General features: G+C 73.1%; 21 protein-coding genes. 11 read left to right on the top strand and 10 right to left on the bottom strand.

Translation table 11 applies throughout. From position 1 onward, the window contains the following. The first annotated feature begins 11 nt into the window (after positions 1-11). Positions 12-887 (top strand): hypothetical protein, encoded by an 876-nt coding sequence (locus IT780_RS09825; RefSeq protein WP_199511134.1) that lies wholly within the window; start codon positions 12-14, stop codon positions 885-887. Here the strand turns inward: IT780_RS09825 and IT780_RS09820 are convergent, their stop codons facing one another. Further along, positions 888-1,631: an esterase family protein gene (locus IT780_RS09820; RefSeq protein WP_199511133.1), complete on the bottom strand. Its 744-nt coding sequence runs from the start codon at positions 1,629-1,631 to the stop codon at positions 888-890. Positions 1,632-1,855: 224 nt separating this feature from the next. Between IT780_RS09820 and IT780_RS09815 the strand changes: the two genes are divergently transcribed. From IT780_RS09815 to trxA, 3 genes are read left to right on the top strand one after another with little or no spacing between them, the layout of a single operon-like run. Next, positions 1,856-2,908 carry a glycoside hydrolase family 3 N-terminal domain-containing protein gene (locus tag IT780_RS09815; protein ID WP_307831112.1) on the top strand — a complete coding sequence of 351 codons (1,053 nt, stop codon included), beginning with the start codon at positions 1,856-1,858 and terminating at the stop codon, positions 2,906-2,908. A 53-nt stretch (positions 2,909-2,961) separates the two neighbouring features. Further along, positions 2,962-3,351, top strand: coding sequence for a MerR family transcriptional regulator (locus IT780_RS09810; protein ID WP_199511131.1), 390 nt, complete (start codon positions 2,962-2,964; stop codon positions 3,349-3,351). Further along, entirely contained in the window at positions 3,324-3,680 is a 357-nt protein-coding gene (gene trxA / locus IT780_RS09805; RefSeq protein ID WP_199511130.1) for a thioredoxin, read from the top strand. Before IT780_RS09810 ends, trxA begins: the two co-directional genes overlap by 28 nt. Before the next feature lies 1 nt (position 3,681). On the opposite strand, the gene IT780_RS09800 is transcribed toward trxA, so the two are convergent. After that, positions 3,682-4,287 (bottom strand): hypothetical protein, encoded by a 606-nt coding sequence (locus IT780_RS09800; protein ID WP_199511129.1) that lies wholly within the window; start codon positions 4,285-4,287, stop codon positions 3,682-3,684. 151 nt (positions 4,288-4,438) lie between these two features. Here IT780_RS09800 and IT780_RS09795 point away from each other — a divergent pair, with 151 nt between their 5' ends. Next, positions 4,439-6,073, top strand: a complete 1,635-nt coding sequence (locus IT780_RS09795) for a GGDEF domain-containing protein (RefSeq protein WP_199511128.1) — start codon at positions 4,439-4,441, stop codon at positions 6,071-6,073. 298 nt (positions 6,074-6,371) lie between these two features. Beyond that, positions 6,372-7,064: a hypothetical protein gene (locus tag IT780_RS09790; protein WP_199511127.1), complete on the top strand. Its 693-nt coding sequence runs from the start codon at positions 6,372-6,374 to the stop codon at positions 7,062-7,064. Between the two features lie 6 nt (positions 7,065-7,070). Here IT780_RS09790 and IT780_RS09785 read toward each other — a convergent pair whose 3' ends face one another. The 3 genes from IT780_RS09785 to IT780_RS09775 form a co-directional block, all read right to left on the bottom strand. Then, positions 7,071-7,520: a YdeI/OmpD-associated family protein gene (locus IT780_RS09785; protein ID WP_199511126.1), complete on the bottom strand. Its 450-nt coding sequence runs from the start codon at positions 7,518-7,520 to the stop codon at positions 7,071-7,073. A gap of 19 nt (positions 7,521-7,539) precedes the next feature. Next, positions 7,540-9,642 (bottom strand): MMPL family transporter, encoded by a 2,103-nt coding sequence (locus IT780_RS09780; protein ID WP_199511125.1) that lies wholly within the window; start codon positions 9,640-9,642, stop codon positions 7,540-7,542. 226 nt (positions 9,643-9,868) lie between these two features. Beyond that, on the bottom strand, positions 9,869-10,399 hold the full coding sequence (locus tag IT780_RS09775; RefSeq protein WP_199511124.1) for an LURP-one-related family protein: 531 nt from the start codon (positions 10,397-10,399) through the stop codon (positions 9,869-9,871). A 281-nt stretch (positions 10,400-10,680) separates the two neighbouring features. Between IT780_RS09775 and fusA the strand changes: the two genes are divergently transcribed. After that, positions 10,681-12,597 carry an elongation factor G gene (gene fusA, locus IT780_RS09770; RefSeq protein ID WP_199511123.1) on the top strand — a complete coding sequence of 639 codons (1,917 nt, stop codon included), beginning with the start codon at positions 10,681-10,683 and terminating at the stop codon, positions 12,595-12,597. A gap of 52 nt (positions 12,598-12,649) precedes the next feature. Then, the gene (locus tag IT780_RS09765; RefSeq protein ID WP_199511122.1) at positions 12,650-13,228 is read left to right on the top strand and encodes a hypothetical protein; all 579 of its coding nucleotides are present in this window, start codon (positions 12,650-12,652) and stop codon (positions 13,226-13,228) included. Between the two features lie 9 nt (positions 13,229-13,237). On the opposite strand, the gene IT780_RS09760 is transcribed toward IT780_RS09765, so the two are convergent. The 5 genes from IT780_RS09760 to IT780_RS09740 all read right to left on the bottom strand — a co-directional run bounded on the left by IT780_RS09760 (position 13,238) and on the right by IT780_RS09740 (position 18,871). Continuing rightward, entirely contained in the window at positions 13,238-14,008 is a 771-nt protein-coding gene (locus tag IT780_RS09760; protein WP_199511121.1) for a hypothetical protein, read from the bottom strand. Positions 14,009-14,163: 155 nt separating this feature from the next. Beyond that, positions 14,164-15,363 carry a S8 family peptidase gene (locus tag IT780_RS09755; protein ID WP_199511120.1) on the bottom strand — a complete coding sequence of 400 codons (1,200 nt, stop codon included), beginning with the start codon at positions 15,361-15,363 and terminating at the stop codon, positions 14,164-14,166. 53 nt (positions 15,364-15,416) lie between these two features. Beyond that, positions 15,417-16,376 (bottom strand): non-homologous end-joining DNA ligase, encoded by a 960-nt coding sequence (ligD, locus tag IT780_RS09750; RefSeq protein ID WP_199511119.1) that lies wholly within the window; start codon positions 16,374-16,376, stop codon positions 15,417-15,419. Between the two features lie 18 nt (positions 16,377-16,394). After that, complete coding sequence (locus IT780_RS09745; protein ID WP_199511118.1) at positions 16,395-18,227, bottom strand: sensor domain-containing diguanylate cyclase; 1,833 nt, start codon at positions 18,225-18,227, stop codon at positions 16,395-16,397. Positions 18,228-18,286: 59 nt separating this feature from the next. Continuing rightward, positions 18,287-18,871 (bottom strand): antibiotic biosynthesis monooxygenase, encoded by a 585-nt coding sequence (locus tag IT780_RS09740; RefSeq protein ID WP_199511117.1) that lies wholly within the window; start codon positions 18,869-18,871, stop codon positions 18,287-18,289. A 91-nt stretch (positions 18,872-18,962) separates the two neighbouring features. Between IT780_RS09740 and IT780_RS09735 the strand changes: the two genes are divergently transcribed. The 3 genes from IT780_RS09735 (at position 18,963) to IT780_RS09725 (ending at position 21,869) form a co-directional block, all read left to right on the top strand. Then, positions 18,963-20,015 carry a WD40/YVTN/BNR-like repeat-containing protein gene (locus IT780_RS09735; RefSeq protein WP_233412512.1) on the top strand — a complete coding sequence of 351 codons (1,053 nt, stop codon included), beginning with the start codon at positions 18,963-18,965 and terminating at the stop codon, positions 20,013-20,015. Between the two features lie 97 nt (positions 20,016-20,112). Further along, positions 20,113-21,321 carry a glycoside hydrolase family protein gene (locus IT780_RS09730; protein ID WP_199511116.1) on the top strand — a complete coding sequence of 403 codons (1,209 nt, stop codon included), beginning with the start codon at positions 20,113-20,115 and terminating at the stop codon, positions 21,319-21,321. A gap of 92 nt (positions 21,322-21,413) precedes the next feature. Beyond that, entirely contained in the window at positions 21,414-21,869 is a 456-nt protein-coding gene (locus IT780_RS09725; RefSeq protein ID WP_199511115.1) for a hypothetical protein, read from the top strand.

Genomic DNA, 21,869 nt, shown 5'->3' with positions numbered 1-21,869 from the left:
GAAGAGGCAGCGTGAACGAGAACGACCTGCGGGAGGCCCTGCGCGCCACGATGACCGCCACCCGTACGCCCCCGCCCATGGCGTCGGCGGCCGCGGTGGCAGCCGGGCGCCGTGCCGTGCACCGCCGGGCCTGGACCGGCGCGGGAGCGACCGCCGCGGTGGTCGCCGCCGTGCTGGTGGCCGGCCCGCTGATCGCCGGCGGCCACGGCGACACCCGGAGCGGCGGACCCGTGCAGGCGGGCGGGCCGCCCCAGCCCATGCCGTCCGCGCCCGCGACCGTCACCGGCACCCCGCCCGGCGCGGGCGCCGAGACCAAGCCGTCATGGCCGCTCGACGGCGACGGCCAGCCCCAGGAAGATGCGACCGCGCGGTCCGGCGAGCGCTACGAAAGGGGCAGGCAGCTCCTGGACGAGCTGCTCGCGGTCGTGCCGAAGGGCTACACGAAGCCGGAGGGCACCGCGCGGGACGGGATCCCGCTGCGCGACCACCAGGCCGCTGTCGAGGACCACGACTCGTGGGGCTACCTGGCCTCCGCCGCGGTCGCCGACGGCACGGGCACCGGGCGGCTGCTGGCCGAGGTGCACACCCTCGGCAACGGCCTGCCGACCGACCCGTGCAAGCTGGCGGCCGAGTTCTGGGGCCTGGGCGGGGACTGCCACGTGGTCCGCGTCGGCGCGGCCCGGGTCGGGGTCGCATCGGCCTCCGACGCGGACGAACGCATCAACCAGTGGGCGGCATACCGCCACCCGGACGGCGTCGTGGTTTACGTGGCGCAGTCCCGCACGGCCACGAACGCCGAGCCGGGCCTCGCGCCGCTGAAGAAGCTTCCGCTGAGCGCCACCGACCTCGCGAAGCTCGCCGTGGACCGGCGCTTCCACCTGAACTAGTCAGCAGAAGCGGGGCAGGTGCTTGGCGAGCTGATCCCGCCACGACGGCCAGTCGTGGGGGATCTCGGGGCCCCACAGGTCCAGCTCGTGCCGGATCTGTTTGTCGCCCAGCAGCCGGTCCATCCGCCGGGTGGCCGGGAGCGCGCCGGTCGTGTCCTCCCAACGGCCCTGCCCGCACACCAGCAGCACGGTCAGCCGGTCGCGCAGCCACGCGAGGTGGTCGCCGTGCAGGTTGGCGACGTAGTCCATCGGGTTGTTGAAGTAGACGGCGTCGCCGCGGTCGCCCCAGCCGTTCCACGTGCCGGGGTCGTAGTTGCCGGAGAAGCACAGCGCGGCCGGGAAGAGATCGGCGCGTCTGAAGGCGAAGTTCAGCGCGTGGTACGCCCCCAGCGAGCACCCCAGCGTGACGATCTCCGCGTCCGCGCCGGTGTCGTCGCGGATGTGCGGCACGACCGCGTCGAGGACCCAGGACTCGTACGCGGCGTGCCGCCAGGCCCGTTCCTCGAGCGGCAGGTGGTGCGCGGACCACGTCTCGGCGTCGAACGAGTCGGCGCAGTACAGCTTCACCCGTCCCGCCTCGACGAGCCCTTCCACGGCACCGACCATGCCGTTGCGGGCGAACTCCCCGGCGTCGCCGCCCTCGGTGGGGAACACCAGCACCGGCCGGCCGTAGTGCCCGTACACGGCGAGGGTGCCGCGGCGGCCGCCGGACGGCGCGGCCAGGTCGACGGAGTAGTGGCGCACTCCCCCACGCTAGAGGGACCGTGCCGGGGCCGCGCGATAACGTGGGCCCGATGTGGAGACGCCCGGTTCACGCAGTCGCCGCTCTCTGCCTCGTCGCCGGAGGTGCGAGCTGCTCGGAGAGGCCGCCGGCCGCCCCGCCCGCAACCGCCGCCGCCCCCACCGCCGGGCCCCTGCCGTCCTCCGCTGCGCCGTCGGCGTCCCCGCCGGCTTCGGCATCGGCGCCGGTGGACTGCGCCGCGGGCACGCTGGCGGGGTTGTCGCCGGAGGAACGGGCCGGTCAGGCGCTCATGATCGGCACGCCGGTCGGGTCGCCGCGGGACCTCGAGGCGGCCGTGCGCCGCTACCGCCTCGGCGGGGTGTTCCTGGCCGGGCGCAGCACCCGGTCGGCGGACGCGTTGCGCGCCGACATCACCGCGCTGCGCGGGGCAGCGCCGGTGCCTCCGCTGGTCGCCGTCGACCAGGAGGGTGGCAACGTGCAGACCCTCAAGGGCGCCGACTTCCCCCTGATGCCCACGGCCGAGCGGCTGGGGCGCGGTTCGCCGGACAAGCTGCGGGAGACCGTACGCGACGGCGCGCAGCGGCTGCACGGCATCGGCGTCACCGTGAACCTCGCCCCGGTCGCCGACACCGTGCCGGCGAGCGTGGGCGTGGGCAACCCGCCGATCGGGGCGTTCCACCGGCAGTACGGCTCCGACCCGGGCAAGGTCGCCGCGGACGTGGGGACGGCGGTGACCGCGTCGCAGGGCGAGGGGGTGCTGACCGTCCTCAAGCACTTCCCGGGGCTCGGGCGCGTACGGGCGAACACCGACGTCTCCCGCGACGCCGTGGACGCGACGACCACCGCGACCGACCCCTACCTGCAGCCGTTCGCGGCGGGCATCCGCGCGGGATCGGCCGGCGTCATGATCTCCTCGGCCCGGTATCCGCGGCTGGACCGGGGCGGCATCGCCACGTACTCGAAGCCGATCATCACCGGCCTGCTGCGGGAGCGGCTCGGCTACGACGGCCTGGTCATGTCGGACGACGTCGGCGCGGCGGACGCGGCGGCGGTCGTGCCGGTCGGCGAGCGGGCGATCAGGTTCGTCGCAGCGGGCGGCGATTTGGTGCTGACGATCCGGCCGCAGGACGCCGGCCCGATGGCCGAGGCGCTCGTCGCCGAGGCGCGCCGGTCGCCGACGTTCGACGCCCGGCTGACCGACGCCGCCAGGCACGTCCTGGCGGCGAAGGACCGCGCGGGCCTGCTGCCCTGTTCGAAGAAGCCCGCCGCCGGCGGATAACCGGCGTCACATCGCTTGCCTTGACGCCGGTGGCAAGGCCTAGCTTGGGTCGCATGCTGATCGGGGAGTTGGCCGAGCGGGCCGGCACCAGCGCCCGCACGCTGCGCTACTACGAGGAGCACGGCCTGGTCGAGCCGAGCCGCGACGCCAACGGCTACCGGCGGTACGACGAGGGCGAGCTGCGCGTCGTGCACGAGATCCGGGCGCTGCTGGCCGCCGGTTTCGGGCTCGACGACATCCGGCCGTTCGTGGCGTGCCTGCGCGCCGGCAACGCCGCCGGGCACGTGTGTCCCGACTCGGTCGCGGTGCTGCGCCGCAAGCTCGCCGAGGTCGAAGGCTGCCTCGATCAGCTGTCCGCCGTCCGGGACCGGTTGCGGGTGCAACTGGCCCAGGCGATCGAGGAACGGGAGACCCGATGCCTGAAGATCCGCAAGATCCGCTGATCACCGTCACCGACGCGACCTTCGCCGACGTGGTGCTGGGTGCCCGCCTGCCCGTGCTCGTCGACTTCTGGGCCGAGTGGTGCCCGCCGTGCCGCCCGGTCGCCGTCTCGCTCGCGGAGCTGGCCGGGGAGTTCGCCGGCCGGGTACGGATCGCGAAGCTCAACGCCGACGAGAACCCGGAGACCACGCGGGCGTACCGGGTGCTGTCGATGCCGACGCTGATGGTGTTCCGCGCCGGGATCGTGGTGAACACGATCGTCGGGGCGCGGCCCAAGCGGATGCTGCGGTCGGCGCTGACCGCGGCCGTGGAGCCGTACGCGAACCGCTGACTCAGTCCGGCGCGCCGCTGACGGGCACGCCACGCTCGAGCACCTTGGCCGACACGGTGAGGGTCTTGTGCTTCTGCGCGCCGCCGCCGACGGTGTAGAGCGCGTACGTGTGGGTCTCGGTGGTGCCGACTGCGCCGCCGCAGGAGAACGTGAACTCCTGGCTGCCGTGCTTGCTCACCGGCCCGTACGTGCCCGGGGTGCCGGTCGGGTCGTCGACGGACAGGGCACCCGAGTCCGCGCCGCTGATCTTCCAGCTGATGACCAGCGGGACGGCCTTCGTCTCGTACGCCGTCGTGCCCTGCGGGCACCGGGGCTTCTGCACGACCGTGAACGAGACGATGCGCGGACCCTCCGGCCGGGGCTCGGCCGTCGCGGGCGCCTTCGGGGTCTTCGGCTTGACGACGTCCTCGGTGGTGACCCCGGCGTCGGCCGCCTCGTCTGCCTGGTCCGCCTTGTCCGCCTCGGTGCCACCGAGCCCGGCGACGGCACCGGGGGCACCGGATGCGCTGGGCGCGGCCTCCGGGTCGGCCGAGCCGCCGCACCCGGTCAGAGCGGTCATCGCGGCGGCGAGAACGAGAACGGTCGGGACGATGGGACGGGCGGTCATGCCGGCCTCCTGGGCTGCTCCAACGCCCGCACCGGGCGTGGCACTGACAGTAGGAGCCCGGTGATGCTCGGTAATCCCGGAAACGTGCCGTCTGCGGAACTGGTCGGACGGTTTCACTCAACCGGGGCCCGTTTCCGGCGATTTTCGACACATGACCGGCAGCGCCCTCGTCGAGGCTCCGCGCAGCGCGGCCGCCGTCCAGGTGGCCGCGCTGCTGGACCAGGCCGAGGCACGCCGCCTGGCGGGCGACTACCGGGCCGGCTCGGAGCTGGCCCGGCAGGCCGCCGAGCTGGCCGGTTCGGCCGGCGACGGCGACGGGCAGGCCCGCGCGCTCCGGTCGATGGCCAACCAGCTGCTGCGCCTCGGCGAGCAGGAGGCCGCGGTCGCCGCCTGCCGGGAGGCCGTGGCCGTACTGGAGCGCCGCGGCGACGAGGCGGCGATCTGCGAGGTGCTCACCTCCCTCGCGATGCCGCTGAACGAGCTGGGCATGCACGAGGAGGCCCTCGAGGAGCTGGCCCGCGGCCGCCAGATCGCCCAGCGGCTCGGCGACCGGAACCTGCTGTACTGGGTGCACAACCGCACCGGCGTGGTGCACGGCAGCATGGGCAACCACGAGCTCAGCACGGAGTACCTGATGCGGGCCCTGACCATGGTCGAGGGCATGGACGCCGAGGCTCGCTTCTGCATCCTCAACAACGTCGGCGACAACGCGGTCCATCAGGTGGGGAAGCTGCGGGCTGCGGGCGTCGACGCGCGGGCGCAGGCCATGCTGCACGACGCCCTCGGGTACGTGGACGAGGCGCTGCGGCTGGCGCGCGCCGCGGGCAACCCCTTCCGGGAGGCGATCTGCCTCGACAACTTCGGGATGCTGCGCGCGCTCGACGGCGACTTCGAGGCCGCCGAACGCATGATCGACAATTCCCGGGCGATCGCCGCGATCCACGGGTACCGGTCGCTGGAGTCGGGCGCCCTGCAGCATCAGGCGCGCGTACGCCTCATGCGCGGCGAGTGCGCGGCGGCGATCGAGGGCCTGCTCGCCGCCCTGGACCGGGCGATGGAGGCCGGCGAGAGGCCGATGGCCATGGAGATCCACCGGGAGCTGTCCGAGGCGTACGAGCTGGTCGGCGACTTCGCGGCGGCGCTGCGGCACTACCGGGCGTACCACGGGCTGGAGCGGGCCGCGCACAACGACGTGGCCGCCGCCCGGGCCCGGGTCGCGGTGCACCAGTTCGAGCTGGACAACGCGCGGCTCGAGGCCGAGCTGGCGCGGGTGCGCAGCGCCGAGCTGGAGGAGGCGAGCGTGTCCTGGCAGCGGCAGGCCACCGAGGACTCGCTCACCGGGCTGCCCAACCGGCGCGGCGCGGAGCTGCGGCTGCCGGAGATGACCGGCGGGCCGCTGTGCGTGGCGATCGCCGACGTCGACCTCTTCAAGGGCGTCAACGACCGCTTCGGCCACTTCGTCGGCGACGAGGTGCTGCGCCGGCTGGCCGCGGTGCTGCGGGACAACGTCCGCGAACTGGACCTGGTCGCGCGGCTCGGCGGCGAGGAGTTCCTGCTCGGCCTCGACGGCGCCGACCTCGCCGACGCGCGGGCCCGCTGCGAGCTGCTGCGGGCGCAGGTGGCCGCGTACCCGTGGGACAAGCTGGAGCCCGGCCTGACCGTGACCATCAGCTTCGGCGTGGCCGCGGTCGCGCCGGGCGGCGACCTGGACGACGCGATGGCCCGCGCGGACCAGCGGCTCTACGAGGCGAAGCGCGCCGGCCGCAACCGGGTGGCGGCCGGATAACGGCAGGGCCGGGAGCCGGTTCCCCCCAGGCCCCGCCCTCAGTCCACCGGCGCGGTGTCACCCAGCGGGGCGGCGCGCCCTTCCCCTGTCAGACGCCGCCCGCCGGCGATACGCCGGCGGGCGGCCGGACACGTCCCCCTCGGCCGCATCCGGTGGAAAGATCGGCCCCGGTGTCCCGGTGATACACCGGTGCTCCCCGATGTCGGGTTGAAGACCCTGGCGGCCACCGTGCGTACCGGGGCGGTGACGGGCTGGTGGTCACGGTCGGTCACCGCGGCGCGTCTGCCATCATGGCCGGATGCTTGTCGTTGGTCGCCTGCTCCGAGGCGTCGTCGCGGTCGCCGCCGTCGCCGGTTTCGCCGGGTGCTCCTCGGACGACCCGCCGAAGCCGGACCCGACCACGATCGGCGTCGACACGGTGCGCAACGCGCTGCTCAAGCCGGCCGACGTCGGCCCGACGTGGAAGGCGCCCACCGAGTCCGCGGCTCCGGGGCAGCTGGTCAGCGTCTGCGGCGCGGACACCACGCCCGCGGCCGTGCCCGGCAAGCCGTCCGTCGTCGCGGCTCCGCTCTCCGACGAGGGCACCGAGGGCGTGCAGAGCCTGACCCAGATCGGCCTCGTCTACGAGGACGCCGTCTCCTCCGCCACCGCGCTGGCCACGCTGCGTACGGTGGCCGACGCCTGCCCGCCCAGCGTGCAGCGGCCGGCCAAGACGGGCGACCGGGAGGAGCCGGCGTACACGGAGACCGTCACGACCGCCCCGCTGGAGGAGGGCGGCTGGACCGGCTTCGTCACCGTCCGCAACAAGCAGTACGACAAGGCGCACCCGGCGACGGCCGACGTGGCGGTGGTGGCACTGTCCCGCGGCAACGTCGTGCTCGTCGACCAGTACGCGATCTACCGCCTCGGCAAGTCCGACGCGAGCGCCAACCCGCAGTTCTCCTCCGACTGGAAGAAGCTCGTCGGCACGACGCTGAACCGCATCGGCTGACGGCGGTTACCGGGCCTTGCCCTCGCTGAGCATCGCGACCGACCTGGCGATGCGCCGGGCCCGCGTCTCGTCGGTCTTCGCGCCGGTCACCTGCAGTACGTGCCAGCTCTTGTTGCTGTAGGACAGCCCCTCGAAGAAGCGCTTCGCCTCGGGCGCCTCGGCCAGCGCCGCCGCGAGGTCGGCGGGGACGTCGACCTCGCGGACGGCGGTGTCCAGCTCCACGTCCACGTCGTGCACCTCGCCGGCGGCGATCCCGGCGGCGGCCCGGCGCTCCGCGCTGACGCCCAGCCAGTACGTGCCACCCATCCGGGCGATGGAGCCCTGCCACCGGCAGCCGTTGACGGTCACCACGACCTTCGGCCGGCCGCCACCGCCGAGCGCCGCGACGACCTCGTCGTCCACCGGGAAGCCGGTGGTCGTGCCGCCGGTGGCCTGCAACTCGCCCGTGAACCTCATGCAGCGGAGAATAGCCAGTTCAGGACACCGGATCGAGGTCCCGGCCGGGCGCGCCGGGGGTGACCGGCTCGGCCTGCGGGGCGTCGGGGATCCGGGTGAGCCGGCTGGGCCACCACATCCACCGGCCCAGGTCCAGGGTCAGCGCGGTCACCAGCACCGAGCGCACGACGAGCGTGTCCAGCAGCACGCCGAACGCCACCGCGAAACCGATCTCGGCGAACGCGGTCAGCGGCAGGCTGGCCAGGGCGGCGAACGTGCCCGCCAGCACGAGGCCCGCCGAGGTGATGACGCCGCCGGTGGCCGCGAGGCCGACGAGGGCGCCGCGCCGGGTGCCGTGCTGCTGGGTCTCCTCGCGGACCCGGGTCATCAGGAAGATGTTGTAGTCGATGCCCAGCGCCACCAGGAACACGAACACGTAGAGCGGGAACGACGTGTCCTCGCCGCCGAAGCCGAACACGTGCCGGAACACCAGGGCACTGACGCCGAGCGCGGCGGCGAACGACAGCACCACCGTGGCGATCAGCACCAGCGGCGCCACCACCGCCCGCAGCAGCAGGCCGAGGATCACGAGGACCACGAGCAGCACCAGCGGGATGATCAGCCGGTTGTCGTGGTCGTTGGCCTCGTTGATGTCGAGCGTCATGGCCGTCATGCCGCCGACCTGGGCGCCTCCGTACGGATGGACCGCGTCACGCACCCGCTCGATGGTGGCCATGGCGGCGTCGCTGTCCGGCGCCGAGTCGAGCACGGCCTCGTACATCACCAGGTCGCCGTTGACGACCGGGTCGGCGACCGAGCTGATGCCCGGCGTCGCGGCCACCGCGGACCGGATCTGCGCGGACGCTGAATTCTGGCCGATGACCACCACCGGCTGGCCCTGACCGGCCGGGAAGTGCCGGGCCAGCGCCTGCTCCCCGGCGACCGAGGCCGGCTCGCTGGTGAACTGGTCGGCCTGGGTCAGGCCGTTCGCCTCGAGCTGCAGCAGGCCCAGCGACATCGCGCCGAGCACCACCGCGGTCACCACCCACACGATGCGGGGGCGGCCGGAGATGCGGCCGCCGAGCCGCGCCCAGACGCCGGTCGCCGTGGGCTCGGCCGTGCCGGGCTTGGGGCGTACGGGCCAGAACAGCCAGCGCCCGCAGATGACGAGCAGCGCCGGCAGGAGGCTGACCATCGCGAGCAGGCCGACCACGATGCCCAGGGCGGCGACCGGGCCGAGGCCGCTGGTCGAGTTGAGCTCCGCCAGGGTCAGGCAGGACATGCCGACGGCGACGGTGGCCGCGCTGGCGATGATCGCCGGGCCGGCCCGGTGCAGCGCGAGCGCCATCGCCTCGTGCCGGTCCTCATGCCGGCGCAGCTCCTCGCGGTAACGGGCGACCAGCAGCAGGGCGTAGTCGGTGCCGGCGCCGAAGACCAGCACGGTGAGGATGCCAGCGCTCTGCGCGTTGACCACCAGCCCGGCGTGCTTGGCGAGCAGGTAGATGACCGCCTGTGCGGTGGTCAGCGCGACGCCCGCGGAGATGATGGGCAACAGCCACAGCACCGGGCTCCGGTACGTGATCAGCAGGATGATCGTCACGACGGCGAGCGTCGTGTAGAGCAGGGTGCCGTCGATGCCCTCGAACGCCCCGGCGGAGTCCGCCGCGGTCGCCGCCGGCCCGGCGAGGTGGATCGCGAGCCCGTCCGACGGCGTCCCGGTCACCGCCTTGACGTCGTCCACGACGTCGACGATCTTCTCCCAGCCGTCCTCATCGATCTTGATGGGCACGAGGGTCTGCAGCGCCTGCCCGTCCTTGGCCGGCACGGGACCGGCGACCTGGCCGGTGACGCCCGCGACCTGCTGCAGACGCGCGACGTCGGCCGTGGCCTTGGCCCGGTCCGCCGCCGTGATGCCGCCGCCGCGCTCGTACACGATGACGGCGGGCGCGATGTTGTCGGGACCGAACCGGCTCTGCAGGTCGGCGACCTTGGTCGCCTCCGCGCTGCCGGGCAGCCAGGCCGAGTTGTCGTTCTTCTCGACCCCGGACAGCTTCCCGGCCAGCGGTCCCGCGACCGCGAGCACCACCACCCACAGCCCGAGGACGATCCATTTCGTCCACCGGCCACACACCAGCCATGCCATGACCCATCCCCCCGAGACGTATCCCCCGATCACGTTCGACAGTGCCGGAGAGTAGACCCGTCCGGTCCGAGCAAGAAGCGATAAACCGACAGCTCGGGGGTTAATCAGGGTCGTTGATCATGGGGTTCGGCCGAACGTCCGAGGCGGACGGTCGGGCATCCGGCCGGCGGCCCACCCCAGGCACGGTGGGCCGGTCGGCCATCCGGCCGCCGCGGCGGCGGATCGGTCAGGCGGCCGCCGCGGCGCTGGCGGACTCGACCGCCGCGCGGATGCATTGCGCCAGCCCGACCGCCTGGACGACGGACAGCACCGGCGCCTTCAGCTCGAACGCCAGGCCGCCCGGGCGCAGCGAGAACAGCCGGCTCGTGGTGTGCAGCTGCGCGACCGGGGTGCCGGCCCCGTCGGCCAGCGTGAACTCACGGGCGCTCCAGTTCCCCTTGGTGGCCAGCGTGCGCCCGTCGGGAAGCGACACCACGCCGCGCCCGGTCGGCCCGGTCCAGCCGCTGAACTTCAGCGACAGCAGGAACTGCGACTCGGGGCCCATCACCTCGTACTTGTTGCCCCAGAAACCGGCCTGGGCCCCGGTGGCGAGCAGCGTCGTGCCCGTCGCGTCCAGGATCTCGAAGCGGCTGCGCGCGGAGAGCTTGCGGCGGCGGATGGTGGCGACGGGCAGCCCGTCGCCCGTGGTCACGACCGAGGTCGTGCCGAAGACGGAGGTGTCCGGCAGCAGGAGGACACCGGCGAAGGGTGCGTTCATCGTCACATTCTCGCTACCGTGCGCAAGCCCCGGTAAATCCTTCGCCACGTTCCGGCGATCTCCGTACCCTTCTGCCGTATCACCGCGACCGGAGGGGAGACAGCCATGCGTTACCGCATCGACGTCGTCATCCCCGCGTCGCTCTTCGAGCTGATCCTCGTGTCTGGCGTGCCCGGTCCCGGCCGCGCCACCGGGGCTGGACGTTCCTGACCGCTCCGCGTCTGTCGCGGCGGCCGGGTGGGCGCTGTCCACCGTCGGATCATCTCGGAAGACGAACGACCATGCGCATCCGCAACCTCGGCATCCTCGCGCACGTCGATGCCGGCAAGACCACCCTGACCGAACGGATCCTGTACGCCACCGGCGCCACGTACAAGCGCGGCGAGGTGCACGACGGGACGACCGTCACCGACTTCGACCCGCAGGAGCGCGACCGTGGCATCACGATCTTCGCGGCCGCGGTCAGCTGCGACTGGGCCGGGCACCGGCTGAACCTCATCGACACCCCCGGGCACGTCGACTTCTCCGCCGAGGTCGAGCGTTCGCTGCGGGTGCTCGACGGCGCGGTCGCCGTGTTCGACGGCGTCGCCGGGGTCGAGCCGCAGAGCGAGTCCGTGTGGCGCCAGGCCGACCGGTACGGCGTCCCCCGCATCGCCTTCGTCAACAAGCTCGACCGGGCCGGGGCGGACCTCGGCGCGGCGGTCGCCTCCATCCGTGACCGGCTCGGCGTCGAGCCGCTCGTGGTGCAGCTCCCGATCGGGCGCGAGGACGGCTTCCGCGGCGTCGTCGACCTGGTCGGCATGCGGGAGCTGTCCTGGGAGGACGGCGAGCTGCACGAGGCTCCCGCGACAAGCCCGGAGGCCGTTGCAGCGCGTCGGCGGCTGGAGGAGACGGTGGCCGAGCGGCACGCCGGTGCCCTGGACGCCCTGGAGGACATGTCCGGCACGACGCTGCGCGCGGCGCTGCGGGACCTGACGCTGAGCGGGGACGGAGTCGTGGTGCTGTGTGGGTCGGCGTACCGGAACCGGGGGGTGGAACCGCTGCTCGACGCGGTGGTCGACTACCTGCCGGGTCCCGCGGGCGATCCGGCCGCCGACCCGGCGGCCCTGGTGTTCAAGGTGCACGCCGCGCGCACCGGGCGGCTCACCTATGTGCGGGTGTACGAGGGCACGCTGCGCAAGGGCGACGTCGTGTGGGACGCGGGCGCCGGGCGTACCGAGCGGGTCGCGCGGGTCCTGCGGGTGCAGGCCGACCGGCACACCGAGGTCGACCGGGCGGAAGCCGGCGACATCGTCGCTCTCGCCGGGATCAAGGGGTCACGGGCGGGGGCCACGCTGTCGAGCCGGTCCGCACCGGTCCTGCTGGAGGCGCCGGCCACGGCCGAGCCGCTGGTGTCTGTGGCGGTCGAGGCACGCCGGTCCGCCGACGCGCCCAAGCTGCCGGCCGTGCTCGCGGCGCTGGTCGACGAGGACCCGTCGCTGGCCGTACGCACGGATCGGGAGACCGGCCAGACCCTGCTGTCCGGGCTGGGCGAACTGCACCTCGAGGTGGCGGTGGAGAAGATGCGGCAGGCCTCGGGGCTCGCCGTGACCGTGGGGCGCCCGCAGATCGCGTACCGCGAGACCGTCGTGCGCGGCGTGACCGGGATGCTGTACCGGCACGTCAAGCAGGACGGCGGGGCCGGGCAGTTCGCCCACGTCGTGCTGGATGTGGAGCCGCTGCCGGGCACCGGTTTCGAGTTCACGTCGGCGGTGACCGGCGGGCGGGTGCCGCGCGAGTACGTGCGCGCGGTCGAGGCCGGTTGCCGGGAAGCGCTCGCGGAAGGTCCGCTGGGCGGGCACCGGGTGGTGGGCCTGCGGGTCACGCTCACCGACGGGCTCACGCACCCGAAGGACTCGTCGGAGCCGGCGTTCCGCGCCGCCGGCCGCTTCGGGCTGCGTGCGGCGCTGCGCGCCTGCGGGATGGCGCTGCTCGAGCCGGTCGCGGAGGTCACGGTCACGGCGCCCGCGGACGCGCTCGGCGGGGTGCTCGGCGACCTCGCGGCGCGGCGCGGACAGGTCACGGCCTCGACGGTACGGGCGGTCACCGCGGTGGTGCCGCTGGCGGAACTGTTCGGGTACGCGACCCAGCTACGCAGCCGCACCCGCGGGCGGGGCACGTTCTCGACGCGGCCCGCCGGCTACCGTCCCGCGGCGTGAGCAGTGGTACGGGCTCGGTTCCTGTCGGACCGGGCCCGTACCATGCCGTGCCGTGGGTAGCAGCTATCAGACGGTTCTCGCCACGGGCGAGCTGACGGACGTGCACGCGGCGGTGGCCGCCTCGGGCCAGCAGGCGGTGGTCATCCCGGCCGGCCCGGCGCGGTGGGCCGTGGTCCCGTTCCAGCAGGACGGGTACGCGGAGACCGGCGAGCTGGCACGGCTGCTGAGCCGGCCGCCGGGCGCGCTCGCGGCGTCGTTCAACGTGTTCGACTCCGACGTCATGGCGATCGGGCTGTACCGCGACGGCCGCAACTACCACGACTACCTGTCCGACCAGGAGTACGTCACCGAGGCCTGGGACGACGACGAGAACGAGATCCAGGTCGACTTCCTCGGCCGCGAGTATCCCGAGGACGCCACCCTGCCCGCGGGCCCGTACGGCGCCGACCCGGCCGCGTTCACGCCGCTGGCGGTCGGCGAGGTGGACGAGCGGGCCCTGACCACCGTGCTGACCGGCGAGTACCTGTTCACCGAGGAGCAGCACGCCGAGATGCTGCAGCTGCTCGGCATCGACGCCCGCCCATTGCAGTTCACCTACGCCGAGGCGGTCGCCTCCGGGTTGGGCGTCTGAGCGTCGCGGTCATGACTGCGTGGTGATCCAGCCGCAGCCGGAGCACACGTCGAAGCCGCGGAACTGGGCGAGGCGCCGGCCCGCGCACACCGGGCAGACGACCCGGTAGAGCTCGTGGTGGCCGGCGCGGCGCCGGGATGCGTGCACCACGGTGAAGTGCAGGCGGCGTTGCCACTGCCCGTCCCCCGGGTCGACGGCCACCACGCCGCTGCGCCGGGCCACGTCGACGCGGGCGAGCAGCCGGGTGTCCGCGCCGGCCGCGGGCGGTACGAGCAGCAGCGGCGCCACGTCCGCGGGCTTCACGTCCTCCACGCCGGAGACGACCGCGGCGTCGCGGCGTACGCCGTCCCCGCCGAGCGGGCCGACCGGCAGGTCCGTGCACCAGTCCGGGCGCGGGCCGGGGTCGAACTGGCCCAGCCGGGTCCGGAACACCACCCACAGGCCGAGGTTCTCCGAGCCGGCCAGGCCGATCTTGACGTCGGCGCCGCGCTCGTCGTTGAGGCCGTGCAGCTGCGGACCCCATTTGGTGGCGCGCTGGGCGGCGGCGACGGCGACCCCGATGCCCGGGTACAGCACGTCGGCGACGACCTCGGTGAAGCGCCAGAGCCCGCCGCGGACGACGTCGCCGGCGATCTCCGCGCAGGTGGCGGCCGCCCAGTCCGACACCCGGCGCTGCTGGGGCCGGTCCGGCAGCTGGGGCCGCCGGGGCCCGGGGACGCGGGAGTCCGGGTCGAACCACGACGGTCGTTCGCCGGGCAGATGATGGTGGCCGGAACGCATTGACACATGCTGTCACCGCACCCCTACGGCGACCACCCCGCGCGGCGCCCCTCGAGGGCCGGAAAACCGGGCCTGACCTGCGATGTCACGGCCATGGCGGCGAGCCGCGGACAACCCTTTCGGGGGATTCGTGGCTCGCCACCTTGACGGTGCTGTTAGAAGGCGCCGGTGTAGAGGAGCCGGTTGGGCGAGCCGGAGCCCGGGTTCGTCACGACGCCGGTAGTCGCGTTCGACACGATCGCCGCGTGCACGTCCGCGGCGCTCGCCGACGGGTGCGTGGCCAGGTAAAGCGCGGCCGCGCCGGCCACGTGCGGGGTCGCCATGGACGTACCGCTGATGGTGTTGGTGGCGGTGTCGCCCGTACCCCAGGCGGAGGTGATGTTGATGCCCGGCGCGAACACGTCCACGCAGGTGCCGCGGTTGGGCCAGCTGGGTTTGCGGTCGGCGTTGTCCACGGCCGACACGGTGATCGCGGTCGGCACCCGGGCGGGCGACTGGGTGCACGCGTCGAGGGCGATGATGCCGAACAGCCCGTTGCCCGCCGCGATCGAGTAGCTGACGCCGGAGGCGATGGACCGGCTCACCGCGTTGTCGAGGGCGGTGTCGGCGCCGCCGCCGAGGCTCATGTTGGCCACCGCGGGCTTCACCGCGTTGGCGGTCACCCAGTCGATGCCGGCGACGACCTGCGCGGTGGTGCCGGAGCCCTCGCAGTTGAGCACGCGGACGGCGACGAGCTGCACGCCCTTGGCGACCCCGTACGAGCTCCCGCCGACCGTGCCGGCGACGTGCGTGCCGTGGCCGTTGCAGTCGTCCGCGGCGCCCCCGTCGACGGCGTCGAAGCCGCTGGTGGCCCGCCCGCCGAAGTCCTGGTGGGTGGTGCGGATGCCGGTGTCCACGATGTAGGCGTGCACGTTCGAGGCGGTCGTCGAGTACGTGTACGCCGAGTTCAGCGGCCGGTTGCGCTGGTCGATCCGGTCGAGCCCCCACGACGGCGGGTTGGCCTGGGTGTCGCTGGCGCGGTGCACGACGTCGGGCTGCACGTACGCGACGGCCGGGTCGGCGGCCATCCGGCGGGCCTGCTGCGCGCTCATGGTGGCGGCGAACCCGCGCAGCGCGTGCGAGTACGTCCGCCGCACGGTGGCACCGTGCCGCGTGGCGAGCGTCCGCGCCTGCCCGGCGACCGCCGACGTGTCCTGCTTGAGGACGACGACGTAGCTGTCCGGCACCACCTCGGCGCCGGCTGCGGAGAGGACGGCGGCCTCGGCAGGGGCCGCGATGGCGGCTGCCGGTACGCCGAAGATCGTCAGGGTCGCGGCGACGGTGGCCGCGATCGTCCACCGGATCGACCTGTGCATGTGCGCCTCCGGGGTCAGCGGGGTCGAACCACCCCATTGACGCCCGAGAATATTCAGTCGGCCTCCGCGGGCGCCTCCAGCCCGGCTTTCTCGTCGCGATCTGCCCATTCGAGCAACGGCCGCAAGTCGTACGCGGTGTCGTCGATCGTCGCGTGCAGATCACCGAGCTCGGCGAAGCGCGCGGGCACGGTCCGCAGCGTGAAGTCGTCCGGCTCCACGTCGTCGACCTCCGCCCACCGGATCGGCGTGGACACCGTGCCCCGCTGGTTGCCCCGCACCGAGTACGCGCTGGCGATCGTGTGGTCGCGGGCGTTCTGGTTGAAGTCGACGAAGAGCTTGCGCGGGTCGCGGTCCTTGCGCCACCACGTCGTCGTGACGTCCTCGGGGGCGCGCCGCTCCACCTCGCGCGCGAAGGCGAGGGCGGCCCGGCGGACGTCCGCGAAGCCGTGCTCGGGCTTGACGCGGACGTACACGTGCAGGCCCCGGCCGCCGGACGTCTTCGGGAACCCGGTGATGCCCAGCTCGCCGAGGACCTCGTGGGCCACGTGCGCGACGCGGCGTACGGTGGCGAAGCCGCACTCGGGCATCGGGTCGAGGTCGATGCGCCACTCGTCGGGCCGCTCGGTGTCGGCCCGCCGGGAATTCCACGGGTGGAACTCCACGGTCGACATCTGCACGGCCCAGACGACGTCGGCGAGCTTCGTCACGCACAGCTCGTCGGCGTGCCGGTTGTAGCGGGGGAACGTGACCCGGACGGTTTCCAGCCACGGCGGGGCGCCGTGCGGCACCCGCTTCTGGTGGACCTTCTCGCCGGCCAGGCCGTCGGGGAAGCGGTGCAGCATGCACGGCCGTTCCCGCAGCGCGCGGACGATGCCGTCGCCGACGCTCAGGTAGTAGTGGACGAGGTCGAGCTTGGTCAGGCCGAGCTCGGGGAAGTACACCCGGTCCGGGTTCGAGACCCGTACGGTGTGCTCCCCCGCCTCCACCTCGATCGCGGGCGGCTTCGTGGCCATGGGCTTCAACGTAGCCGGTCAGACGTCCGCGCGGTGCCGTCCCACGTGGATCGGTGCGCGCTGCTCGGGGACCGTCGCGGTCCGGCCGCCACCACGGTGCTTGACCGCGTACATGGCGTGGTCGGCGGCGCGCAGCGCCTGGTCGGGGTCGTCCGCCGCGCCGGCCAGGTGCACGCCGACGCTCGCGCCGATCGCGACCTCGTTGCCGAGCACGAAGAACGGGCGCTCGACGCACAGCCGGACCCGCTCGCTCATCGCGTCGGCGTCCGATCGGTCCGTGATGCCGGGCATGAGCACGACGAACTCGTCGCCGCCGACGCGGGACAGCACGTCGTTGCTGCGGACGCAGGCGCTGAGCCGCTCGGCCACCTGGCGCAGCAGCTCGTCGCCGGCCTCGTGGCCGTACGCGTCGTTGACCGGCTTGAACCCGTCCAGGTCGACGAAGAGCACCGCGACCGACTCCTGCCGCAGCGAGGAGCTCAGCGCGTCCTGCATGCGGCGGCGGTTCGGCAGCCCGGTCAGCGCGTCGTGCTGGGCCTCGTGCGCGAGCCGCTCCTGGAACGCGCGGTTCTCCGAGACGTCGCGGGCGTTGATCACGATGCCGGTGAGGGAGGGGTTGTGCATCTGGTTGGAGGCGGTGAACTCGAACCAGGTCGCCGAGCCGGCGGAGTTGAGGATCCGGGTCTGCAGCCGCAGCACCCCGTTGCGCTCGCCCAGCAGCCGGGCGAACGCGTCCACCATCCGCTGCCGGTCGTCGGGGTGCACCAGCTCGAAGACGCTGCTGCCCTGCAGCGAACCGGCCGGGAAGTGCAGCACCGAGGCCGCGCTCGGGCTGGAGAACGCCACCCGGCCGTCGGCGTCGAGCACCGCGACCATGTCCGGGGCGTGCTGGAACAGCGCCTGGAACTTCTCGTCCGCCCGCCGCCGCTGGACCTGGGTGCGGTACCCGAGGATCGAGATGCCGACCGCGCCGATCAGCAGCATGGCGAGCAGCGTCACGTTGATGGTCTGGCTGCGGCTGTGCACGGCACCGTCGAACGACGCCATGGTCTGGATCCGGACGTACGCCCAGCCGCCCGGCAGCACGTCCCCGGTGACCACGATCGCGATCATGTCGACCTTGCCGGCGCGGTACTCCACGAACGTCGAGCCGGAGGGGTGCGCCTTGACCGCCGCGATGACGGCCGGGTCCGCCTTCAACCCGATCATGGTGGTCTCGCTGGAGAACAGGGCGGCGCCGGTGGTGTCGACGACCAGGGTCCGGTGCAGGTCCGACCGCAGTTTCGCGGTGTACGCCTGCAGCGGCGTGTCGGCCAGCGTGTAGTAGCCGACGAGGAACGCGGCCACGGTCCCGCCGACCCGGATCGGAACGGCGACCGCCTCGACGGCGACCTTCCGGCCGGTGCCGTCGTACACGCTCATCAGCGACGAGAAGCCGGGCTTGCCGGCCAGCAGGTGGGCTCGCATCACGCCGTACCCGGGGTCACTGGGGTCGGGCAGCGGGTGCAGGCGGGTCGCGTTGAGGACCGTGCCGTCCGGCGCGGTCAGCGCGGCCCCGTAGGGGAACACCGCCGACTTGCGCACGTACGTCTCGAGGGCCTGCCGGTCGGCGGCCTGCCCGGCGCCGAGCCCGAAGCTGTGGCTGCCGGCGAACTCGCTGAGCTCCTTGGCGGAGAGCAGCTGCATCTGCCCGGCGAGGGTGGCGTTGTTGACTGCGAGCGCGCGCGAGTCGGCCCGGTGCACCGTGTCGGCCGCCCGCAGCGCCGACCGGTTCACGAGCACGCCGACGATGCCGACAGCCACCAGCAGCAGCACGCTGACGACCACGGCGATCCAGTTGCGCAGCCGCATGGATATGCCTCCTCGCGGTGACCATCGGGCGCCGCGCGGCCGACCTGAGGAGTCCCCGCTCACCGCCGCCAGGGCGCCGGGCGGCCCTGCAGCCACCACTGCAGGGAGCGGGTGACCTGCGGCAGGACGAGGTACGTCATCAGCGGCGTCAGCGCGAACGTGCTGGCCAGCGTGCGCACCACGACGTGTTGCCCGGCGAGCAGGTGACCGAGCGTCACCGCGGAAAGCAGGCTGAGCGGGAAGAACCCCACCCAGATCGTCACCGCCTGCTTCCACCGGGGCGGGGCGGCGGGGGCCGGTTCGGTCACGGAGTGCTCGCGCGGCGGGTCGAACCAGCCCTCGATGCCCGTACGCCTCTCGACCCGGGTGTGTTCCACCATCCCCTGCGCCGAGGACAGCCACCACTGCCGCTGCGACGACTCCTCCCAGGCCCGCAGCGCCTCGGCGTCGGCGAAGCGGTACAGCATGTGCCAGTCGGTCGAGCCCGGGCCGGGCCGGATCCAGCCGACGCCGAGGAAGCCCGGGAAGTCCTCGGCCAGCGCCGCGCCGGCGCGCACCCAGGCCAGCATCTCCGCGTTGCGGGAGGGATCGGCGCGGCGGGTGATAGCCACGGTCACGGGGAGCCGGTGGGGCGCGGTCTGCATACCCCCATGGTCGGCTGCCGGTGTTACGGACATGGCATCTTCCGGCTGTGACGAAGAGCGCGTCCTCCGCCGGTGGGAGTAGGTTCCGGGCATGATTCGAAAGCTTTCGATGGCCGCGCTCGGCCTGGTCACCCTCGCCGCCGCGGGCGGCTTCACCACGGGCGCCCCGGCACCGGTGTGGCGGCTCTCCGACACCGGCGTCACGGCCCGCTTCCGCGGCCTAGCGCCGGTCAGCGACAAGGTCGCCTGGGTGGCCGGTTCCGCCGGCACGGTCCTGCGTACGGTCGACGGCGCCCGCTCGTGGCAGCGCGTGGATCCCCCGGGCACAGCGGACCTGCAGTTCCGTGACATCGAGGCGTTCGACGCGGACCACGCCGTCGCGCTGACCATCGGCGAGGGCGACCAGTCCCGCCTGTACGTGACCGGCGACGGCGGGCGCACCTGGGCGGAGACGTTCCGCAACGACGACCCGGCGGCGTTCTACGACTGCGTGACGTTCCTCGACCGCCGCCACGGCCTGGCCCTGTCCGACCCGGTCGGTGGCCGGTTCCGGATCCTCGCCACGTCCGACGGCGGCCGGTCCTGGTCGGTGCGGTCCACCACCGGCATGCCCGACGCGCTGCCCGGCGAGTTCGCGTTCGCCGCGAGCGGCACGTGCCTGGTGACGGCGGACCACGGCGGCGCCGGCCGAGCCTGGTTCGCGACGGGCGGCGGCGAAAGGGCCCGCGTGTTCGCCACCACGGACGGCGGCCGCACCTGGCAGGTCAGCGACAGCGGCATCCCGAGCGGTCCCAGCGCGGGCGTCTACAGCCTGGCCTTCCGTGACCCGCGGCACGGGATCGCGGTGGGCGGCGACTACGCCGTGCCGGAGACCGCGCCCGGCGCCGCCGCGACCACCCGTGACGGCGGCCGGAGCTGGGTCCCCGCCCGTCAGGAGCCGGGCGAATACCGCTCGGGCGCGGCGTGGCTGGGCGCCCGTACGGCGCTGGCGGTCGGGCCCACCGGCAGCGACCTCAGCCGCGACGGCGGACAGACGTGGACCGAGTTCGACGGCGGCAGTTACGACGCGGTGCAATGCGTCCGGGGAGCGTGCTGGGCATCGGGAGAACAAGGTCGCGTAGCCACGCTCGCCTGGCGCCGATAACACTTCTAAGGAAAAGAAAAAGCCCTCCGCTTAGGGGTCGGTTAAATCCGCGTCGGCGATGTGCCCGGCAACCATTGCCTCGGTTAGGTTGCCGGGCATGTCAGCGTCACAGCCGCGCCGGCGGCGCTCCCTAGCGATTGTCGTCTCCAGTGTCGTCGTCGCCGGTCTCGGCGTCCTCGGGGTCACCCAGGCCATGGCCGCCACGGCCGGCCTGATCACCGGGAGCACCGGCCAATGCGTCGACGTGGCCGGCGCCAACTCCGCCAACGGCACCGCCGTACAGCTCTGGGACTGCAACGGCACCGCCGCGCAGCGCTGGACCGTCGACGGCGAGGCCGTGCAGGCGCTCGGGAAGTGCCTCGACGTCGCCGCGGCCTCGCGCGCCGACGGCGCCCGGGTGCAGCTGTACGAGTGCAACGGCACGGGTGCGCAGAAGTGGTCGGCGCGCAGCGGGCAGCTGGTCAACACCGGCTCGGGCAAGTGCCTGGACGCCGCCGGGACGCGCCTGCAGATCTGGTCCTGCACCGGCGCGGCGAACCAGAAATGGGCGCTTCCGGCAGGAGGCACCACCGCCCCCGCCTCGGGGAAGAAAGGCGTGAGCACCTGGCAGTTCGACGGCCTTTCCGGTGCCGTCAAGGACGTCGGGGCGAAGTGGTACTACAACTGGGGCACGAACAATGACGCGATGCCCGCGGACGCCGAATTCGTGCCGATGATCTGGGACGAGAACGTCGTCACGGCCGCGAATCTGGCCAAGGTGAAGTCCGAAGGTTCGACGCTGCTCGGCTTCAACGAGCCGGACCTGGCCGGCCAGGCCGAGATGACCGTGGAACAGGCGCTGGGCCTGTGGCCGCAGCTGCAGAGCACGGGGATGCGGCTGGGCAGCCCGGCCGTCGCGTACGGCGGGGACACCCCGGGCGGCTGGCTCGACCGGTTCATGACCGGCGCCCGCCAGCGCGGCCTCAAGGTCGACTTCATCACGCTGCACTGGTACGGCTCGGACTTCAGCGACGCGGCCGTCGGGCAGTTCATGGGGTACGTGCAGGCCGTGCACAACCGCTACAACCTGCCGATCTGGGTCACCGAGTACGGCCTGATGAACTTCACCGGCACGCCGAAGTTCCCGGACACCGCGCAGATCACCGCGTTCATCACCAACAGCACGAAGCAGCTGAACGCCGCCTCCTACGTCGAGCGGTACGCCTGGTTCTCGCTGCCGGCGGTCGGCGACTCGCTGCCGTACGGGCTCTACCGGAACGCGACCAGCCCGACCGAGGCCGGCAAGGCGTACCGGGCGGCCGGCTGACGGCTCACCGGCCCGCGAAGGCCAACAAATTGGTCTACTGTGGAGTTTCTCGCTTCATCCGTATTGAGGAGCATGGATTTAAACTCACAAGGTTGACCGCCTCGGTGCTGGCCGGCATCAGCGCTGTCGCAGGCGTCAGTGTGGCGACCGCCGGCCCTGCCGCGGCGGCCGACAGGGCAGGCGTCTGGCGAGCCTACGGGAACACCAATCCCATCGACTCCAGCTCTTCCCGGTGGTACTGCGCCGGCACTAAGTCGATCGCCTCGGACGTGGGGGCTCAGGTCTGCGGGATCAAGGCGCCCAGTGGGATCGCCATTCAGACAGCGGTGATCGTGCGTAACAACCGGTCCAGCAGCTACGCCGTGGAAGCGGCCGCGGACCTCACGACGCCCGATACCGGCTTTGTGGCGCGGTGGGTCTGCTCGCGCTCCGCGGTTGCCCGGGATTCATGGTCGGTATGTTTCGGAGAGACCCGTGAGCAGCACCTTTTCCCGGTGGAGGTACGAGGTGGCGCCAATGGCGTGAACCTCGGCCTGGTCACGTTCTAG

The organism is Nucisporomicrobium flavum, from assembly GCF_016464385.1.
Lineage (GTDB): Bacteria > Actinomycetota > Actinomycetes > Mycobacteriales > Micromonosporaceae > Actinoplanes > Actinoplanes flavus_A.
This window is presented reverse-complemented; position numbering and strand designations above follow the sequence as displayed.

What these genes read in the sequence shown, in the direction of transcription:
- IT780_RS09735 (WP_233412512.1), top strand. Translation starts at nt 18,963, where the DNA reads ATGATTCGAAAGCTTTCGATGGCCGCGCTCGGCCTGGTCACCCTCGCC.
- IT780_RS09780 (WP_199511125.1), bottom strand. Translation starts at nt 9,642, where the DNA reads ATGGCATGGCTGGTGTGTGGCCGGTGGACGAAATGGATCGTCCTCGGG.
- IT780_RS09740 (WP_199511117.1), bottom strand. Translation starts at nt 18,871, where the DNA reads ATGCAGACCGCGCCCCACCGGCTCCCCGTGACCGTGGCTATCACCCGC.
- IT780_RS09755 (WP_199511120.1), bottom strand. Translation starts at nt 15,363, where the DNA reads ATGCACAGGTCGATCCGGTGGACGATCGCGGCCACCGTCGCCGCGACC.
- IT780_RS09800 (WP_199511129.1), bottom strand. Translation starts at nt 4,287, where the DNA reads ATGACCGCCCGTCCCATCGTCCCGACCGTTCTCGTTCTCGCCGCCGCG.
- IT780_RS09810 (WP_199511131.1), top strand. Translation starts at nt 2,962, where the DNA reads ATGCTGATCGGGGAGTTGGCCGAGCGGGCCGGCACCAGCGCCCGCACG.
- IT780_RS09730 (WP_199511116.1), top strand. Translation starts at nt 20,113, where the DNA reads ATGTCAGCGTCACAGCCGCGCCGGCGGCGCTCCCTAGCGATTGTCGTC.
- IT780_RS09775 (WP_199511124.1), bottom strand. Translation starts at nt 10,399, where the DNA reads ATGAACGCACCCTTCGCCGGTGTCCTCCTGCTGCCGGACACCTCCGTC.
- IT780_RS09745 (WP_199511118.1), bottom strand. Translation starts at nt 18,227, where the DNA reads ATGCGGCTGCGCAACTGGATCGCCGTGGTCGTCAGCGTGCTGCTGCTG.
- IT780_RS09790 (WP_199511127.1), top strand. Translation starts at nt 6,372, where the DNA reads ATGCTTGTCGTTGGTCGCCTGCTCCGAGGCGTCGTCGCGGTCGCCGCC.
- IT780_RS09760 (WP_199511121.1), bottom strand. Translation starts at nt 14,008, where the DNA reads ATGCGTTCCGGCCACCATCATCTGCCCGGCGAACGACCGTCGTGGTTC.
- trxA (WP_199511130.1), top strand. Translation starts at nt 3,324, where the DNA reads ATGCCTGAAGATCCGCAAGATCCGCTGATCACCGTCACCGACGCGACC.
- ligD (WP_199511119.1), bottom strand. Translation starts at nt 16,376, where the DNA reads ATGGCCACGAAGCCGCCCGCGATCGAGGTGGAGGCGGGGGAGCACACC.
- IT780_RS09785 (WP_199511126.1), bottom strand. Translation starts at nt 7,520, where the DNA reads ATGAGGTTCACGGGCGAGTTGCAGGCCACCGGCGGCACGACCACCGGC.
- fusA (WP_199511123.1), top strand. Translation starts at nt 10,681, where the DNA reads ATGCGCATCCGCAACCTCGGCATCCTCGCGCACGTCGATGCCGGCAAG.
- IT780_RS09795 (WP_199511128.1), top strand. Translation starts at nt 4,439, where the DNA reads ATGACCGGCAGCGCCCTCGTCGAGGCTCCGCGCAGCGCGGCCGCCGTC.